The sequence below is a fragment of the Streptomyces sp. DF42 genome (genome assembly GCF_058267695.1).
In genome coordinates this window covers 4,583,517-4,601,139 of sequence record NZ_CM177859.1, presented here as the reverse complement: position 1 = coordinate 4,601,139, position 17,623 = coordinate 4,583,517, and the positions used below count along the sequence as shown (strand labels likewise).

The following is a 17,623-nucleotide window of genomic DNA, read 5'->3' as shown; positions in this document are numbered from 1 at the left end:
CCGCCGGACGGCGGACAAACGGCGTGCTGACGGCGTACCGCCGCCGACTGCCCCCGACGAGGCTCTTCGTCGAGGCGCCGGACCCTTGGCGTCTCGGCTCACCTGGCTGGAGGTAACGCGGAATGAGCGGCAGTGCGAGGCAGACCGCACCACACGAGGTGCCCCCGGGCACGCGCCTGGTGTTGTACGCCTGTCTGCCCGCGTTACTCGGTGAGGCCGCCGACCACAGCGTGGCCAGCGCACGGCGGTACGTCGCCGATGCCGGCTGGGAGGCGGTCGAGACGTACGTCGACCGGGCGGCACCGTTCGAAAGCCGCGCCCTGTGCGAGGGCTGGCACAACGCTCTGGCCGCGGTCGAGCAGGGGAAGGCGGCCGGGATCGTCACCCCTCTGCTCGTGATGCTGGGGCATCTGGAGGAGGACAAGTCGAACCTCGCTGCCTGGCAGGCTCGGACCGGAGCGCTGATTACGACCCCGTGGGCGGTCGTCGATGCCGCAGGCGCCACGGTCGCACGGCGGTCGGCGGCGTGATGGCCCGGATACGGCAACGGCCGCTCCTGCGGCTGCTCAGCCAGGTCGGATGGGTGCTGCGGCATCCGGCTACGTACGTCGGTCGGTTCGGCTTCGGCACCTTCCAGGTGCTGTTCCTGCCCGTCCTGGTGACCGGCACAACCTTGACCACGCTCTACGCGGGCCAGTCCCGGTAGCTCCGGCCCGTGTCCTCGACCCCCCTCTCCGGATGCTCCGAATCCATGTCCCCCACGGAATCAGATCAACCGGAGAGGGGCCGCACCCAAGGTGCGAACCCAGAGACCCGGCCCTGCGGCAATCCATACGCAGGCCGGGCGGCACGACGAACCGTTCGGAACCTTCCGACAGAAGAGGAAGTGCGATGACCGCAACCATGCTCAGCCCGATCATGACGGCCACCATCGGGGCGTCCGCTGCGACGGCCGCCCCCGAGGCGCCCGCCGACCCGTTCGACGTCGACCTGACCATCGTCACGGAGATCGGCGCCGACCTGCTCCCCAAGGCGTGCGGCACCGGTGACGGGTGCGCGGCCTCCTGCGCCTCGTCCTGCGCCAGCGCCGTCTGACGACGGCCCGTGCACGGGGTCGGGGGCGCTGCCGCTCCCGACCCCGCCCGTTCAAGCACTGATGGCGGAGGCACTGGCATGAGAAGCGACGATGGAAAGCTCTACCAGCACACGGGCGCGGCGCTGCTCCGAGCCGCCGCGATGCCACTGACGAGTCTGCCGGGGTGGTGGCCCGATCCGTCCGACACGGACGCATGCGGCAGGTGGCTGAAGCAGGTGTGGGCCGATGCGCGGTTCGCCGACGCCGTACGGCAGGCAAGCGGCGATCTCGCCTCTCGGGTCGACGCGATCTGCGCTGGGCAGCCGACACGCTCCAAGCAGCTCCGGCGCGCCGCCATGGCCACCGTCCGCTACTTGTTGCGCGCCACCGGGCGGCCGACCCCGTTCGGCCTCTTCGCGGGAGTCACCGCGGCCAGCGTGGGCTCGACCTCGCACGTGAGGTGGGGCGGCGCACACCGGGCCGTGGCGCGGGTGGATACCGAGTGGCTGGACGACGTCATCGTCCGCTTGGAGACGTGCCCGGCCCTGCTGGAGCGCCTGGATGTCGTCCTGAACAACCTGGCGGCGCGCCGCGGCGGACGCCTGCATGTCCCACACGGCGGACCGATGGGCGCCACCGTTCGGCGCACCAGCGCGGTACGCGTGATCGAGGGCCTGGCACGTCGGCCGGTCCGCTTCGCCGCCCTCTCCGAGCAGTTGGCCGCCACCTTCCCTCGAACCGAGCCGCAGAACATCCGCACACTGCTCGGCGCGCTGGTGCGCGAGAAATTTCTGATCACCAGTTTGCGCGCGCCGATGACCAATACCAATCCGCTGTCCCACCTGATTGACCGGCTGCACGGCGCGGGCACGGTGCCGCAGGTCGCGCAGGTTCTGCACGAGCTGGAAGCGGTGCAACGCGCCGTACACGAGCACAACCGGCGCCCGGCGAGCGCGCAAGGGCCGGCTCGGGAGGAACTCACGGGTCGACTGCGTGGGCTCTCCGCCGCGGGCCGAAGCCCCTTGGCCGTCGACCTGAGGCTGGACGCCGAGGTACGGATCCCCGAGAGCGTCGCGCAGGAGATGGAGAGGGCCGCCGATGCTCTACTGCGGCTTACGCGCCGACCGGCGGGCCAAGGCGTGTGGAAGGAGTACCAGGTCGCGTTCTGGGAGCGGTACGGCACCGGCACGCTCGTGCCGGTGAAGGAGGTCGTCGACCCGGCGTCCGGGCTCGGCTATCCAGCCGAGTACCCCGGCAGCCGCATGACCGCACCGCCCCCGACAGTCTCCGAGCGGGACGAGCGGCTGCTGGCCCTGGCCTGGCAGGCACTGGCTGACGGCAGCAGGGAGATCGTCCTCACCGACGACCTGATCGACCGCCTGGCCGGCGATGCGCCGACCGGGCAGGAGGCACCGCCCCACGTGGAGATGTGCGCGCGCCTGCACGCCGACAGCCTGTCCGCCCTGGAGGACGGGGACTTCACGCTCACGGTTACACCGGCCCGAGCCGCGGGCACGCTCACCTCCCGGTTCACTCCGGTCGCCACCGGCACGGGACTCGACGAGGTCTACCGCCAAGTTCCCACGGGCGTCGAGAACGCGCTGACCGCGCAGCTCTCCTTCCCGCCGCTGTACCCGCACACGGAGAACGTCGCCCGCATCCCCGCTTATCTTCCACACGTGATCCCGTTGGGCGAGCACCGCAGCCCGGATGACACCGCGCCGACGTTCATCGACGTCGACGACCTCGCGGTCACGGCCACGCACACCCGGCTGTACCTGGTCAGCATCTCCCGCCGTCGCTTGGTGGACCCGCAGGTCTTCCACGCCATGGCCCTGGACAAGCAACCCCCGCCCCTGGCCAGGTTCCTGGCGCACCTGACCCGCTCCTTCGGCCCTGCCTGGACCAACTTCGACTGGGGGCCGCACGGCGCGCGGCTGCCGTTCCAGCCGCGCGTCCGCTACGGGCGCGTGATCCTCTCTCCCAGCCGCTGGAACCTGACCGCCGACGACCTTCCAAGCCGCGGCGCGGACATGCGGGAGTGGACCGACGCCCTCGGCCGGTGGCGGAAGCGGTGGCACTGCCACGGTGCCGTCGAGCTGCGGGAGGACGACCGGACACGGCGGCTCCAACTCGACGTGCCCGCACACGCCACCGTCCTGCGCGCCCACCTGCACCGGGAAGGCCACGCCGTGCTTACGGAGGCGCCGGCCGAGGAGACCTACGGCTGGATCGGCGGCCACGTCCACGAGATCGCCCTGCCGATGACCAGCACCCGCCGGCCGATACCCGACCCGCTCTCCGGCTTCCTCCCCGTGCTCACCAACAGCACCCTCGGGCCCGTACCGGGGGCGGTGCAGGCACCCTGGCTGAACGCCAAGATCTACAGCCACCCCGAACACTTCGAGGAGCTGATCGGCACCCACCTCGCGCGGCTCGTGCCCCAACTCCCAGGTACACCCGAGTGGTGGTTCGTCCGCTACCGCACCCCACACGACCTCGACCACCTGCGTCTGCGCATCCGCACGCGCAGCCCGGGACAGTACGCCGCCTGCACCGAGCTCGTCGCCGGATGGGCCGCCGGGCTGCGCCGCGAGGGGCTCAGCAGCAGGCTCGTGTTCGACACCTACACCCCGGAGATCGGCCGCTACGGCCCAGGCGCCGCTCTGCGCTGTGCCGAGGCGGTGTTCACGGCCGACTCGGCCTACGCCCTCGCCGCCCTGCAGGTCCCCGGAGCCGCCGGCGTAGACGGACGCGCGCTGGCCGCGGTCGGCATGGTGGACATCGTCTGTGGCTTGCTCGGCCCCGACGAGGGCATGAGGTGGCTGGCGAACCGCCCCGCACCTCCGGCTCGCGTCGAGCGAGGGGTCAGCGACCAGGCCACCGAACTCGTTCGCCGCACTACGCCTCGTGCCCGGGGCTGGGGCGAAGAGCTCGCCCAAGCGTGGCACCGTCGCGCCGTGGCCCTGGCGCTGTATCGCGAGGGCCTCGCCGAGAGCATGGACCTCGACTCCGTCCTGGAATCCTTGCTGCACATGCACCACAACCGCCTGCGGGGTCTGGACCGGGAGGACGAGAGGATCTGCCGCCGCCTTGCCCGTCAGTCCGCCGTCGCATGGGCCGCCTGGCCGGGGGAGAGCCGCTGATGAACTACGACGCGCCGCCCACACCCACCGGGCCCGGCTGGGGGCAGTCGCTGTACTCCGGCGCGGCGGGAGTCGCCCTGTTGCACGCCGTCAGGGCCTACACCGGTGAAGACGACAGGGACGCGCTCCGGCCGTGGGCCGCCGCCATGCTCGAGGGCCCTATCCAGGCCGCCCCCGAAGCATGCGGTCTGTACGAGGGCGCCCCGGCCGTCGCGTACGTCCTCAGCTTCACGCACACGAACACCGCCACTCGCGCCCTGGCGACCCTGGACACGCACCTCGCCGACGTCACACGCCATCGACTCCAGCGGGCACACGCCCGCATCGATCACGGCGCGTTGCCCACCCTGAACGAGTACGACCTCATCAGCGGACTGACCGGGCTGGGCGTGTACCACCTGCACCGCGGCCACAAGACGGAGCTTCAGGACGTCCTCGCCTACCTGGTGCGGCTGACGGAACCGATCACCATCGAAGCGCAACGTCTGCCCGGCTGGTGGACGGGAGACAGCCCCGATCTGCGACCGACGCCGCGATGGCCCGGCGGACACGGCAACTTCGGCCTCGCCCACGGCATCACCGGACCGCTGGCGCTGCTGGCCACGGCCCTGCGACACGGCCACACGGTGCCCGGACAGACACAAGCCATCACCCGGATCTGCGACTGGCTCGACCGGTGGCGCAACGGCACCGACTCGCGCGCCTGGTGGCCGGACCTGATCACCCGAGCCGAACACCGACGCGGTGAGCTCCAGCGTCCAGGACCGAGACGCCCATCCTGGTGCTACGGCACCCCCGGCATCGCCCGCGCCCAGCAACTCGCCGGTCTCGCCCTCGGCGACCGTGACCGGCAACGGCAAGCAGAGCAGGCCCTGGCCGGATGTCTGGCCGACGACCAGCAGCTCGCCCAGCTCACCGACGCCTCCCTCTGCCACGGTTGGGCGGGGCTCATCCAGACCGTCTCCCGTGCCGCCGCCGACGCCCTCGACGACGAACTCGCGTCGAATTTACGCCGCCTGAACGTCCGGCTCAACAAGCACCTGGACCACCACGGACTGCCGGACGGCGCGGGCCTGATGGACGGCACGGCAGGTATCCACCTGGTCCGTCTCACCGACCCCGTCAACACGGTGATCACCGCCCCCTGGGACCGCTGCCTGCTCCTGACAGGGTGACGCCGCGAACCGCATCCGCACACCAGAACACATGAGAACGATCTGCCCCTGCCGTACGCACAGCTGGCACCTTCCGAAAGGACGCGATGAACACCACCACTGGCGCCTCCCCCGAGGACCTGCGCAACCGCCTGGTCGACGCCATCCTGAAAGAGGACCTCTCCGGCCTCCGCGACACACGCGTCGAAACCGCCATGCGGACCGTACCCCGCCACGCCTTCCTCCCCGACGCACCCATCGAGGAGGCGTACGCCAACAAGAGCGTGACGATCAAGGAGAACCCTGATGAGGACGCACTCCCGCTGAGCTGCGCCTCCCAGCCCGACGTCGTGCACTTCATGCTGGTCCAGCTCGCCGTCCGCGAAGGCGACAACGTCTTCGAGATCGGGGCCGGCACCGGCTACAACGCCGCCCTGCTCAAGCACCTCACCGGGAAGTCCGGACAGGTCACCACATGCGACATCGCCCCCGACGTGACCGCCTACGCCCGCCGGACGCTGGACGCCAACGGATGCGAAGACGTTCGCATGGTCACGAGGGACGGCGCCCTCGGCGCCCAGGAGTTCAGCCCTTACGACCGAATGATCGCCACGGTCGGCATGTGGGACCTCCCCGGTGCCTGGTGGGACCAGCTCACCGTCGGCGGACGCCTCGTGGTCCCACTGCGGTGGCGCGGGCTCTCCAGGGCCGTGGCCTTCCAACGGGGGGAGGGGCGGATGCTGTCCGACTCCGTCAAGATGTGCGGCTTCCTCCCGGTGATCGGCCAGGACGGAGAGCGGAACGATTACATCGACGACGACCGGCTCGTCAGGCTCTACTGGGACGAGGACCAGTCCATCGCCCCGGAACTCCTTCGCGACGCGCTCACCCGACCGAAGTCGGTCGCTTGGACCGATGTGACGGTCGGCCCCGTCGAGTCGTTCGACGGCGTCTGGCTACGGCTGAGCGCCACGGAGCGAGTGACCTGCCGCATCACCGCGAAGCCCGCAGCAATGGAGGCCGGTCTCCACCGGCCCGCCTCACCTGCCCTGAGCCCCGCCCTCGTCGAGGGGGACTCCATCGCGTACCTCACCCTGGAGCGGACCGCCGAAGACCCCGAGACAGAACCCCGGTTCCGGCTGGGAGCCGTCGGCTATGGCCCGGCCGGCGCCGGTCTCGCCGAGCGGATCTGCGCGCAGATCCGCGCCTGGGGCCCGGCCCGGGTCGCCGAACCTGTAGTCACGGCCTACCCCGCGGACACACCGGACAGTGACCTCACCGACGGAGCCGTGATCGACCGGCCCTCCGTGCGGCTCGTCATCAGCTACTGATCCTGACGCAGGCGGGCGCGGCCGCGACGGATAAGGCCGCGCCCACCGAAGCGAGAACAGAGCAATGTCGCAGCACGGTGGTCAGCCCTGCGCGAGGTTCGCCTCACAGTCGGTGCACCGCCGCACGGCCCGTCGCCTCGGGTTGCCCGCGGTGGCGGTCGCGGGAGAAGCACTGCTCAACCGCTCCCAGAGCCCAGGTGGAGGATTCGGGATCCACCCCCACCGCGGGGGTCGTACGTCGTCCTCGGTCATGTGGTCGCACCAGCCGGGCCTGTGCGCGCACTGCGTCGGGGAGACCAGGATCGTGTCATCCGGGTGAGTACGCCACTCCCTCTTCACGAACGTGCCTACGGAACGCGTGGGCGCCGACGCCGACGAGCCCGGCGGACACTCGCATCCGAGCCCGATGACGATCTTGCCGCCGCACTCGTCGCAGCGCTCCACTTCCACTGGACTCGTACCACCCTCACGCCGTGCCGGAATCGACCCGGTAGACGATCTTCCCGTCGAACTCGGCGAACCCGAGTGACTTGTAGAAGGCCCGTGCCCCCGGGTTGTCGCTATCAGTCATCCATTCCACGCGGCTGCACCCGGGGCGCGCTGCGGCGATGGCACGGAGTTCGTCCATGAGGCGGGCACCGATGCCCTGCCGTCGGAGCGTGTTGCGGACGTACAGCTCCTTGAGGAACAGAGAGTGTGAGGAGCCGGCGGCCGGCCAGAGGAATGAGTAGGCGGCGAGTCCGACGATGTCCCCGGTCTCGTCCTCGACGAGCAGCGCGGAGGCCAGCGGCGGCGAGCCGAACAGCGCCTCTTCGACCTGGGTTCGGCGTTCCTCCAGTGGCTGGATGTCGGTGTCGGTCGCACCGTAGAACCGCTCGATCTCCTCGATCAGCTCGGCCATGGCCGGGACGTCCCGCTTCTCCGCAGGGCGGATCGTCACGCTCATCGGCGCCTCCTGTCGTTCCTCGGTAGCTTCGGTCACTGCTGCACTCATTCGCTCCAACGCGTGATCCCCTCCTGGCGGTACGGCATACGCGTCTACGGCGACGAGGCGGCCTGCGCATACGGGTCCCAGCCGTGCTGCCGCAGGGAGCCCTGGACGTGTCGGATGAGGTACTCCAGGTCCGCGCAGTAGACAGACGGGTTCCGGTAGCCCTGGGCTTCGCTGAAGCGGTGCGGGAGGTAGCCACCGCCGCACACGTCCACGAGCGGGCAGGAGCGGCACTGTTCGGCGAGCGCGTCCTTGCCGTGCTGCCGGTGCAACATTTTCGGATGCGACAGAGCTTCGTCGAAAGAGTGGCGGAGGACGTCGAGCCCGAGCCAGGAGGCGCCCTCCTCGACCGACCGTAGGGTGTCCACTGCTTCGATGGAGCCGTCGGACTCGATCACGACGCTCGTCGGCGGGGCCAGGCCGAGCGTCTCCACCGAGCCGCGAACGCCAGAGCTGAGGGCCACGATGTCCTCCAGCATCCGGACGCTGTGCCTGTACTCAGGCCGCGCGAGCCAGGCGTCGTACACCCTGCTCATCCACAGTCCGTACTCGGGCACGCTCGGGTCGGAGCGGTGCGGCGGGTCGTCGTGGGTCGCGTGCGGCAGGCCGAAGTCGATCACGGGCGGTTCGAACGCCGCCAGGTAGTCGTGGACCTCCACGGGGTCGTTGGCCAGGTCCACAACGGCGAGCAGCCCCGCGAACAGGTGTGGCCGCGACTGCAGGAGTTCGATGCCGCGCACGGCGGAGGCGGCGCTCGACCGCCCGGCGTGGGTCAGCCGGTGCCGGTCATTCGCAGGTGGCGGTCCGTCGAGGCTGACGCCGACCGCAACCTCGTACCGTTCGAAGAGGTCCAGCCAGGCACCGGACAGAAGAGTCCCGTTGGTCTGGAGCTCGAAGAGGACCCGGGTCCCGGCCGGCGCGGCGTCCCGGACGGCCTCCAGCAGACCGGCCATGTGCCCGATGCCGACGAGAAGCGGCTCCCCGCCGTGCAGTACGACGTGGATGGTTCGAAGGCGGTGTGCGGAGGCGTGTTCACCGATCCGCCGGGCCGCAGCCCGGGCCACAGCGAGGTCCATTCGGGCGGGCAGGCGCCGCGCCGCCTGGTCCTTGGAGTTGAAGACGAAGCAGTAGTCGCAGTCGATGTTGCAGCGGTTGGCGACCTTGAGGATGAACGTCTGGAAAGGAGCGGGGCCTTCGGGTTCTGTCATCGAGCGGATGTGCTTACAGCGGCCAGGGCCAGATGAGCGAGGCCGCGTGGGCACCGTCACCGGCCCGGCTCGTCGCGCCCTCCTCGGCCTCCAGTCGCTGCCGAACGCGGGCGGCCACGCGGTCCAAGACGGCGCTGCCGGCCACCATCGGCTCCGCGGATGCCGGGCCGACGGGCGTGATGGTGCCTGGCTCGGTGACGGACGTGGGTGACGGCATTCAACGCTCCTCGTGAGGTACGTGCCGGAGGCGGCACGGTGCGACGGGGCTGAAGCGACAGATCAGCCGGAAACGTAGCATCCTCAACCACCCTCCTGGGACAGGAAATTCGGCCACCTGGTCGGCGTCAGCCGGACCGCTACACCAGCAACCGTTCGATGTCGTCCACGGACGCGCTCACTCCTAACCGCCGGTACACGGTCACGGCGGCTCGCAGCGAGTCCACGCCGTGACCAGGCCCGTCAATCGTCCAGTCGCAGCGGCCGATGCCCTCCAGCGCCCGCGCCTCCTCCAGCGGGCAGCGGATGTCCCGCGCGAGCATGAGCGCCTGATCGAAGTGCCGACGGGCGGCCGGCGGTTCATCGGAGGTGAACAGCAGCGTCCCCCAGTGGTTCAGTACCTCTGCCTCGCCGCACCGGTCGCCCAGGTCCCGCAGAATCTCCAAACCGCGTTGGAACGCCTCGATCGCACCGTCTCGCTCACCGACGATGCCGCGTGCCACGCCCAGCTCGCTCAGCGAGGCGGCCTCACCCCCGCGGCTGCCGAGCTCGCGGTAGGCGTCCAGGGCCTCCTCCAGAAGCCGGATCGCCTGTGTCGCATCCCCGGTCACCCGCTCCACGACGCCAAGGTGGCGGACGCTGGTCGCGCGACCGAACCGTTCACCGAGCTCGGTGAAGTGCGTCATGGCCTGGTTGTGTGCCGTCCGCGCTCCCTCGATGTCCCCGGTCAGCCGTCGGACGACGCCCAATTCGTTCAGCGCGTAAGCCTGGTGCACCCGGTCATCCAGCTCCAGGTAGATGTCGAACGCTTCCTGGTGATGCCGCGCGGCCAGGTCGTACGCGCCCATGAGGCAGTGCGCGACACCCAGGTCCCGCAGGGAGTTCGCCTCCCCGTATCGGTCACCGAGTTCTCGGTAGATCGCCAGGGCCTCGCTCTGCGCCTCTACCGCCGCGTCGAACCGGCTCATCTGCCGGTGTGTCATGCCGAGATCCGCGAGCGCGTTCGCCTGTCCGAGCCGGTCCCCCAGCTCACGGTAGAGGGCGAGGGCCTCGGTCTGGGCGCGGGCCGCGTCCTCGTTGTCCGCGGTCAGGTACCAGACGATGCCGAGCTGGTTGAGCGCGTCCGCCTTGCCGCGCCGGTCGTCGACCGCGTCGTACGCCGTCACGGCGTCGTTCAGGGCCTCGATCGCCTGTGGGTAGGAAGCCGTGAAGCGGCGTACGACACCCAGCTCGGCGAGGGCATCACCCTGCGCCCGCTGGTCGCCGGTGTGGCGGGCGGCCTCGGCGGCGGTCCGATGGAGCCCGACAGCCTGGTCCCAGGGGCCAGCCTGGCGCAGGAAGGGCGCCATGGCCGCGGCGAGCCGGACCACGAGGTCGTACAGGGCGAGGCCATTCGCCCGCCGGACGCAGGCCAGGACGTTGGCCCGCTCGGTCTCCAGCCAGCTCAGGGCATCCGCCCGCGACTCCAGGACCGGTGTCTCCACCCACGAGGCGTCGTCCGGCACCGGTGGCACTGCGGCTCCGCTGCGCACGATGTGCCCGTTCGCGACGGCGAGAGCGGCCAGGTAGTAGGTGCACACACGCTGGACGGCCTGTACGTGGTCCATGCCCTCTCCCTCGGCGGTGAGACCGCGAGCGTAGGCGCGCAAGAGATCGTGCAGCCGGTAGCGACTCCCTGGTTGCTCGTCGATCAGGTGGTCGTCGTAGAGCGCCTCAAGATGCCGACGGGCCATCACGACCGAGACCTCACCAAGAGCCGCACCGACGTGCAGGTCGAGATCGGTGCCGGGGAAGAACCCGATCTGTCGGAAGAAGCGCTGCCGCTCCGGCGCGAGATCCCGGTAGGAGAGATCGAACGTCGCGGCGACGGCTCGTTCCCCGGCGTGCAGCTCCCCCAACCGGTCCCGTGCCGCCACCAGCCGCCCGCGCAGGTCCTCGGCGCTCCACGACGGATGGTGCCGCAGCCTCGCCGCGAGAAGCGACACGCCCAGCGGCAGGCACCCGCACAGCCGCACCAACTCGTCCACCACATCCCGACCGAGAGCGTCGGACGGCCGCCCACTGAGTCGCACGAAGAGGTCGAGCGCGTGATCCGGCGGCAGTGCTTCCACCGACATAACCACCTCCTCGTTCGCCACCAGCCGCTTGCGGCTGGTCACCAACACCAGGCATCCGCTCCCACCGGGGAGCAGCGGCTCCAGCTGCCGGTAGCTGGCCGCGTTGTCGAGAATCAGCAGCGCCTTCTTGTCCGCGAGCCTGCTCCGCCACATGGCCGCCCGGGCCTCCGTGACCGCTCCGACGTCGTCACCGACGGGAATCTGCTGCGTCGGCACGCCGGCGGCCGTGAGAAGTGAGGCGAGCGCCTCGCCGGCCTGCACCGGAGTGCGCCCGGGCGTGTGCCCGTTGAGGTTCACGAAGAGTTGTCCGTCGGGGAAGCGCTCAGAAAGCAGGTGGCCGGCGTGCACGGCGAAGGCGGTCTTCCCGACGCCTGGCATGCCGTCGATCACATGAACGGGCAGCCCCTGACCACGCTCCTGTGAGGCCCGCACTGAGCCCACCAGCCGCTCCAGTTCCGCGGCACGGTCGGTGAACGCGGCTGTGTCGCGCGGCAGCGAACGCAGCACCTGGGCGGCCCCTGGTGGCCCCGCTCCATCCTCCGGTCGCCCTGGCGGGGTGGGAGGCTGCGTCTCGGAGAGCCCGGCGAGCAGGGCCGTCAGCCCCGCCATCGTCACGCCCAACACGACGAACGAGAACCAGGCGTGCTCCTGTAACCACCCCAGCCAGCCCGGCCACCGCGACTCATCGGACACGGCGTTCGTGACGAGCCCGACCAGCATGGTGGTCACAGCGCCGCCTCCGGCGACGACGGCGATCGCGATCCCGCGCCGGAGTCTCATACGGAGGCCCCAGCAGCAGCCAGGGGAGCGGTCGATTTCACCCTGGTGCCGCTGACGAGACACCACGCACTGCCAACCGACCTGGTCACGAAGGCAACCCCCGAGTAGAACGCCCCAACTTCCCTAACGGAACAGTCCTACTAGACCTTGGTCAAGGGCGCCTCTGAGCCACGGAGTGCGCCAAGAAAGCCCCTGGCGATCACACGCCGGAGCTGCGTGGGCGCGGCTCGCTACTTTGGGTAAGCCTGTCCATCTATCCACTAGTTCGCCGCAGGCAGACGGGAAAGATCCCGAAACGACTGGTGCGCAGCTGTGCAGCTATGTCAACCTGCGACACCTTGCCGGAGGGCCTGGTCAACGAGGTGATGCCAGTGATTCTGGACGGGCCAGTGTTCCACTCCACGAGCCATGGAGGCGCCCCTGCTCCCGCACCACTCCAGCGACCGCTCCCGACCAAACTTGCCGGACCCGGTGTACTGGGTCACCCCGCGTCATCTGGCCGGTGACGACGGTGTGCTCGCCGAGCGGATCGACGACACCCTGTCCGATCTCGGCTGGCGCATGTGGCCCACCTCCCGTCACACCTTTCTGTACGTAAGCCCGGACGGGCTGCGTGGCGCTGAGTGGATCCTCGCGGCCTATCCGTTCGAGCTGGGCGGTCTGCCCGTTGCCTGGCAACTGAGCGCTCGCCAGCATGCCTCTTCCGCGATGCCGGAGTGGAACGCGTACTTCACCGCCGACGTCCCGTATGAGGCACTCGCCGATCTCCTCGTGGCGATCGACGCCCACGAGGCACAGGGCGCCGACTTCACCGGGCCGGAGACGGTCCTCAGCGCGCTCAGTGCTCGGGGATGGATCCGCGACGTGGACCGCCCCCGCAGCACCGCCACGGACCCCGGGTTCTCCTCCAGCCTCTCTCTGGAGATGATGCCGCCGCTTATCCAGGACTGTGACCCGCGTCCTGACCTGGTGGGCTGGCAGGCATGGGCGGAACCCGTTCTCGGCGCCCCGTATCTGTGGTGCGCCAGTTTCAGCGCCAGCGTCCCCCATGGCCTGGTCGCAGCCTTCGCCTCTTCGCTCGCCTCACCGGTCCCGGTGCCCCGCCGCACCGTGCCCGAGAGCGCCGAGGGCCGGCTCACCATCGTCCGCCGCAGCTGACGAACCCTGCCCCAGAGGAGCCGCCGTTGTGCGGCTCGTCGCCAACCCCCAAGTGGCAGAGCAGGTCAGCCGTATGAGGCGTGTTCCCTGCGCCCGCCAGACGACAGAGAAGGAGAGAGCCTTGTTTTTTCGACGCGCTCACGAGGACCGCACATTTCCGTGAAGCCCAGCGCGCAGGCTACGCGCTGCTACAGATGCACACCGAGCCGCCCGTGCCCAACCACGTCGGCGGCCCGGCAGCGCCGGTACCTCGCACCGGAGGCGACCGTGACCGACTTCTTGCCGCCGGACTTGCGTGTGCCGTCGCGCCAGGAGGCGGCCGGGCTGATGATGCGCTGGCAAGCAGCCGCTCGTCATCGACGGCGAGGTCCGCGCGTGCCCTGAGTGCGGCGCGTACCGCGACTGGATCGTCTTCTGCCTGCGCGACGACTCGGGGTGGCTGCGCTGCCGAGCCGGCCACGAGACCAAGGAGCTGCGCCTGGATGCGGCTTGGTGCAACCGCCACTCCGGTCCGGTCGATCGGTTCCACCCGACCCTCGAAGAGGGCCTGCGCTACCTCGGCCACTGGGTCCACCTCCCCGACCGATCCGGCTCCAGCTGGTCGAGCGGCTGGACAACTTCCGTGTCCTGCCCACGCAGCCGCGCCCACCAGCGAGGTGAGAGCATCGGGCGACAATTCGTACGGCAATGTCAGTGCCGGGCGTTACTCTCAGATCCAGCTCAAAAGAGGACCCCGGCAGCGTCGAGGTCGACGGGCACCGGGGTCACTCCTGATTGGCATCTGGAACATACCTCGAACGCAACGCCGAAGGCACCCCGTGCCATGTCGTTGTGATCATCGCCTCTCGGCACGGCACTCCGGGTCTCCTCGCAGAAATCGAGGAAGGACCCCAAGACAAGTGCAACTGATCCAAGCCCGCATCACCGACTACAGGTCCGTCGAGGACTCCGACATATTTGATGTCGAGAAGGACGTCACCTGTCTCGTCGGGAAGAACGAGTCGGGCAAGACGACCCTCCTGCAAGCGCTCTTCCGACTCAACCCCGTGGAGCCCGCCGACTTCGACGAGGTGGTCGACTTCCCTGCCCGCAAGACCCGGGACCGCAAGCAGCTCCCGGCCGGGAAGAAGATCCCGGTCGTCCGGGCGACGTTCCGCTTCGACGACACCGAGATGAAGGCGATCGAGGCGGAATTCGGCCCGAAGGCCATGACGAGCCCTGAGTTCGACGTCGTCATCGGCTATCGGGACGACACCAAGACCTTCACGATCCCCTACGACGAGGCCGAGGTCGTCAAGCATCTGCGCTCCGCCCTGGACCTCCCGGCCGGGGCCGCCAAGGCCATCGGCGGCGCGAAGACGATCACGGACCTTCTCGACGCGCTCAGCGCGCTGGACGAGCCTCCGTCCGACGCGACCGCACTGGCCGAGCGCATCCGGGGCTGGCGCGAGTGCAAGCTCGGATTGCACTTGATCGATGCGTACGCCAAACCGTTCATGCCGAAGTTCGTCTACTTCGCGGACTACGACACGATGCCGGGCAAGGTCGCGCTGAACGATCTGATCGCGCGACGCGCGGCGGGGCAGCTCACGCGCGGCGAGCGCGCTCTGCTGAGCCTCCTGGACATGGCCGGGGTCTCGCCGGAGGAGTTCAGGGACTCTGACCAGCACGAACGTCTTCTCCGGGAGCTGGAGAACTCCGGCAACGTCATCTCGGACGAGGTCTTCGACTACTGGTCCCAAAACACCGAGCTGGAAGTCCAGCTGAAGATCCTCACCCCCGAAACCGGGGCCCATCCGCCCTTCCACGACGGGCCGATCCTCCAGGTCCGTGTCTTCAACCGCCGCCACCGCGCCTCGGTTCCGTTCGACGACCGCTCCCGCGGCTTCGTCTGGTTCTTCTCGTTCCTCGCCTACTTCAACGAGCTGGAGGCGGCGGGCACCACGAACCTGATCCTCCTCCTGGACGAGCCCGGTCTCTCCCTTCACGGCCGAGCCCAGGAGGATCTGCTCCGGCTGATCGACGAGCGACTGGCCCCGAAGCACCAGGTCCTTTACACCACCCACTCCCCGTTCATGGTCGACCCCGACAACCTCCAGAGGGTCCGGACGGTCGTCGATATGGAGCGCGGCGGGGCGAAGGTCTCCTCGGAGATCTTCAAGGCCGACGAGGACACCGCCTTCCCGCTCCTGGCGGCGATGGGCATCGAGATGACGCAGACGCTGTTCGTGGGCGAGCACATCTTGCTCCTCGAAGGCCCGAGCGATCTGATCTACCTGGACGTCCTCACGGATGTCGCCGAAGCGAACGGCTCCACCGGACTCGACCCCCGCTGGGTGAAGACTCCCATCGGCGGCTCCGGAAAGCTGTCCACCTTCGTGACCCTCCTCGGCGCGAACAAGCTGAACGTGGCCGTCCTCATCGACTCCAGCACCAAGGATGTCGGCGCCGTCCAACGACTTCGCGACAACGACCAGCTCGCCAAGAACGGGCTCGTCGAGATCAGCGAGTTCACCGGCACTGGCGACGCCGATGTCGAGGACTTGTTCGACCGAGACTTCTACCTCGGCCTCGTCAACCGCGCCTACGACTCGCAGCTCACCACTCCGATCACCATCGCGGAACTGAACGCGAAGGACCCCCGCGTCATCAGGCAGATCGAGGCTGTGTTCAAGAAGCGGAAAATTGCTGCGCGGTTCAACCACTACAAGCCCGCAGCAGTCCTCCTCCGCGAACAGGCCGAGCTCGGCCCGGACGTCGACTCCGCCACGATCGCCCGGGCCGACCAACTGTTCACCCGGCTCAACTCCCTTCTCCCCAGGCGTTGAACGGACCAAGCCGGACCCCGGGTAGCAGTTATAGTTGACCTCTCCTCAACGAATAAGGGTAGTCGGATGCGCTTGGGTGGGGTCGCCGAGGTTGCAGCAGCTCTCGGGGTGAGTACGCAGAGGCTGGCTCTTCTGCGGCAGCGGGAAAGCTTTCCCGCTGCCGCGGCCGAGATCGCCCAGGGCCCCATCTGGGACCTGGACGTCATCGAGGCATGGGCCTCCTCCGGTTCGAGACGCAGCCGACCGGGGCGACCGTCAGCCGTTGAGGCCCGTCGGCTGATCGGCGATCGCTTCGAGATCGAGGAACCCCCGATCGGTTGGGGCGGATTCGCGGACGTCTACCGCGCGTTGGACCGGCGGACCGATCAGACCGTCGCCGTCAAGATTCAGCGAGATGTCCACGACCTGGGCGGTGACGCCGTTCGCCGCTTTCAGCGTGAGCTGCGGATCCTCAGGGAGCTGTCTCACCCCAACGTGATCCCCGTTATTGCCCACGGGAACATGTCGGAGCAGAACGACATCTGGTACGCCATGCCCCTCGCACAGGGCAGTCTCCAGAACTACATCGCGGAGTTCGTGGGCGATGAGATGCAGATCGCCGACGTGATGAGCCAGATCTGCGCCGGCCTCACCTATGTGCACGACGCGGGGATCCTTCACCGCGACCTCAAGCCGGCCAACGTCCTCTGGACGGCTGAGGGCCAGTGGGCGATCAGTGACTTCGGACTTGCCCGTGAGCAGGAAGGCGTGACGACTACGCTCACATTGACGGGGGAGGGGTTTGGCACCCCGTTCTACTGGGCGCCCGAGCAGCGGAACGCGGCCAAGACCGTCGACGCTCGCGCTGACGTCTTCTCACTGGGCAAGATCATGCATCACCTGCTCGCCGGGCAACCCCCCTTTGAATACGACGAAATCCCGGAAAGCCCTCTTCGGCCGGTGATCCAACGCGCGACGGCGAAGTACTCGCAGCGATACGAGTCCCCTCACGCGCTCCTGGAAGCGATCCACGCCGCTCTCTCCACGAGCCCGGAGTGGCAGACAGCAGAGACGATCGCCAAACTCCTGGCTCCTCGCCTTGCGTCAGACTTCCCCGACCTATCCGCGATCGACGAATTCCTGGGCTGGGCGCAGCAGGCCCACGCCGAGGACTACGGTGAAGTGGCTTCGGTCCTGGTCAACACGTCGTCCGCGACCATGTCCGTGGCCTGGGAGCGCAACAGCGTCGGCTTCACGATCATCTACGAAAATTTCTGCGGCTACATCGAGGACGCGAGCTTCAACTTCGGCTACTGCGACGTGCTGGCCAACACCTGCCACCGGGCCGTCACCGAAACCTCAGACTTGCAGATCCTTAGACACACCGTCCGGGCGCTCCCGAGCCTGGGATGGCATCACGGTCGCTGGCATGTCCGCGACGTCCTCACGGGCCTCCTGCAGGGCATCAAATCCCCGGATCGCGCATTGGTGGCATTGGAAGCACTGCAGGAGGCCGCGGCACAGGCAGGCCCGGTTGAGTGGTCGTTCGAAGAGTTCACGATCCGATCGCTGCACCCTGTTTTGCGGACTGGCATCCGCAAGATCGTTGAGTCAAACCAGGTCGAGGAATGACGTCGCCG

13 protein-coding genes are annotated in these 17,623 nt (G+C 68.9%); 9 read left to right on the top strand and 4 right to left on the bottom strand.

Annotation, left to right across the window (positions count from 1 at the left end; genetic code table 11):
• The first annotated feature begins 122 nt into the window (after positions 1 to 122).
• The 6 genes from ACYUED_RS20960 (at position 123) to fxlM (ending at position 6,706) form a co-directional block, all read left to right on the top strand.
• Entirely contained in the window at positions 123 to 530 is a 408-nt protein-coding gene (locus ACYUED_RS20960) for a hypothetical protein (RefSeq protein WP_491293798.1), read from the top strand.
• On the top strand, positions 527 to 706 hold the full coding sequence (locus ACYUED_RS20955) for a hypothetical protein (RefSeq protein WP_334457557.1): 180 nt from the start codon (positions 527 to 529) through the stop codon (positions 704 to 706). Before ACYUED_RS20960 ends, ACYUED_RS20955 begins: the two co-directional genes overlap by 4 nt.
• Before the next feature lie 185 nt (positions 707 to 891).
• Positions 892 to 1,095, top strand: a complete 204-nt coding sequence (gene fxlA, locus ACYUED_RS20950; RefSeq protein WP_218514031.1) for an FxLD family lanthipeptide — start codon at positions 892 to 894, stop codon at positions 1,093 to 1,095.
• A 78-nt stretch (positions 1,096 to 1,173) separates the two neighbouring features.
• Positions 1,174 to 4,221 carry a lantibiotic dehydratase gene (locus ACYUED_RS20945; RefSeq protein ID WP_491293797.1) on the top strand — a complete coding sequence of 1,016 codons (3,048 nt, stop codon included), beginning with the start codon at positions 1,174 to 1,176 and terminating at the stop codon, positions 4,219 to 4,221.
• Positions 4,221 to 5,396: a lanthionine synthetase C family protein gene (locus ACYUED_RS20940; RefSeq protein ID WP_491293796.1), complete on the top strand. Its 1,176-nt coding sequence runs from the start codon at positions 4,221 to 4,223 to the stop codon at positions 5,394 to 5,396. The genes ACYUED_RS20945 and ACYUED_RS20940 overlap by 1 nt, the downstream gene beginning before the upstream one ends.
• 86 nt (positions 5,397 to 5,482) lie before the next feature.
• The gene (fxlM, locus tag ACYUED_RS20935; RefSeq protein ID WP_491293795.1) at positions 5,483 to 6,706 is read left to right on the top strand and encodes a methyltransferase, FxLD system; all 1,224 of its coding nucleotides are present in this window, start codon (positions 5,483 to 5,485) and stop codon (positions 6,704 to 6,706) included.
• 466 nt (positions 6,707 to 7,172) lie between these two features.
• On the opposite strand, the gene haaN is transcribed toward fxlM, so the two are convergent.
• The 4 genes from haaN to haaT all read right to left on the bottom strand — a co-directional run bounded on the left by haaN (position 7,173) and on the right by haaT (position 12,018).
• Positions 7,173 to 7,652 carry a cyclophane-containing RiPP N-acetyltransferase HaaN gene (gene haaN / locus ACYUED_RS20930; RefSeq protein ID WP_319299619.1) on the bottom strand — a complete coding sequence of 160 codons (480 nt, stop codon included), beginning with the start codon at positions 7,650 to 7,652 and terminating at the stop codon, positions 7,173 to 7,175.
• Between the two features lie 92 nt (positions 7,653 to 7,744).
• Complete coding sequence (locus ACYUED_RS20925) at positions 7,745 to 8,905, bottom strand: FxsB family cyclophane-forming radical SAM/SPASM peptide maturase (RefSeq protein WP_491293794.1); 1,161 nt, start codon at positions 8,903 to 8,905, stop codon at positions 7,745 to 7,747.
• Between the two features lie 13 nt (positions 8,906 to 8,918).
• On the bottom strand, positions 8,919 to 9,122 hold the full coding sequence (gene haaA, locus ACYUED_RS20920; protein WP_491293793.1) for a HaaA family cyclophane-containing RiPP peptide: 204 nt from the start codon (positions 9,120 to 9,122) through the stop codon (positions 8,919 to 8,921).
• 139 nt (positions 9,123 to 9,261) lie between these two features.
• Positions 9,262 to 12,018: a cyclophane-containing RiPP biosynthesis TPR protein HaaT gene (gene haaT / locus ACYUED_RS20915; protein WP_491293792.1), complete on the bottom strand. Its 2,757-nt coding sequence runs from the start codon at positions 12,016 to 12,018 to the stop codon at positions 9,262 to 9,264.
• A 408-nt stretch (positions 12,019 to 12,426) separates the two neighbouring features.
• Between haaT and ACYUED_RS20910 the strand changes: the two genes are divergently transcribed.
• The 3 genes from ACYUED_RS20910 to ACYUED_RS20900 all read left to right on the top strand — a co-directional run bounded on the left by ACYUED_RS20910 (position 12,427) and on the right by ACYUED_RS20900 (position 17,615).
• A complete protein-coding gene (locus tag ACYUED_RS20910) occupies positions 12,427 to 13,176 on the top strand; it encodes an SPDY domain-containing protein (protein WP_491293791.1) in 750 nt (249 codons plus the stop codon).
• Positions 13,177 to 14,075: 899 nt separating this feature from the next.
• Positions 14,076 to 16,004 carry an ATP-dependent nuclease gene (locus ACYUED_RS20905; RefSeq protein WP_491293790.1) on the top strand — a complete coding sequence of 643 codons (1,929 nt, stop codon included), beginning with the start codon at positions 14,076 to 14,078 and terminating at the stop codon, positions 16,002 to 16,004.
• Between the two features lie 108 nt (positions 16,005 to 16,112).
• Entirely contained in the window at positions 16,113 to 17,615 is a 1,503-nt protein-coding gene (locus tag ACYUED_RS20900; protein ID WP_491293789.1) for a serine/threonine-protein kinase, read from the top strand.
• Positions 17,616 to 17,623: the final 8 nt, after the last annotated feature.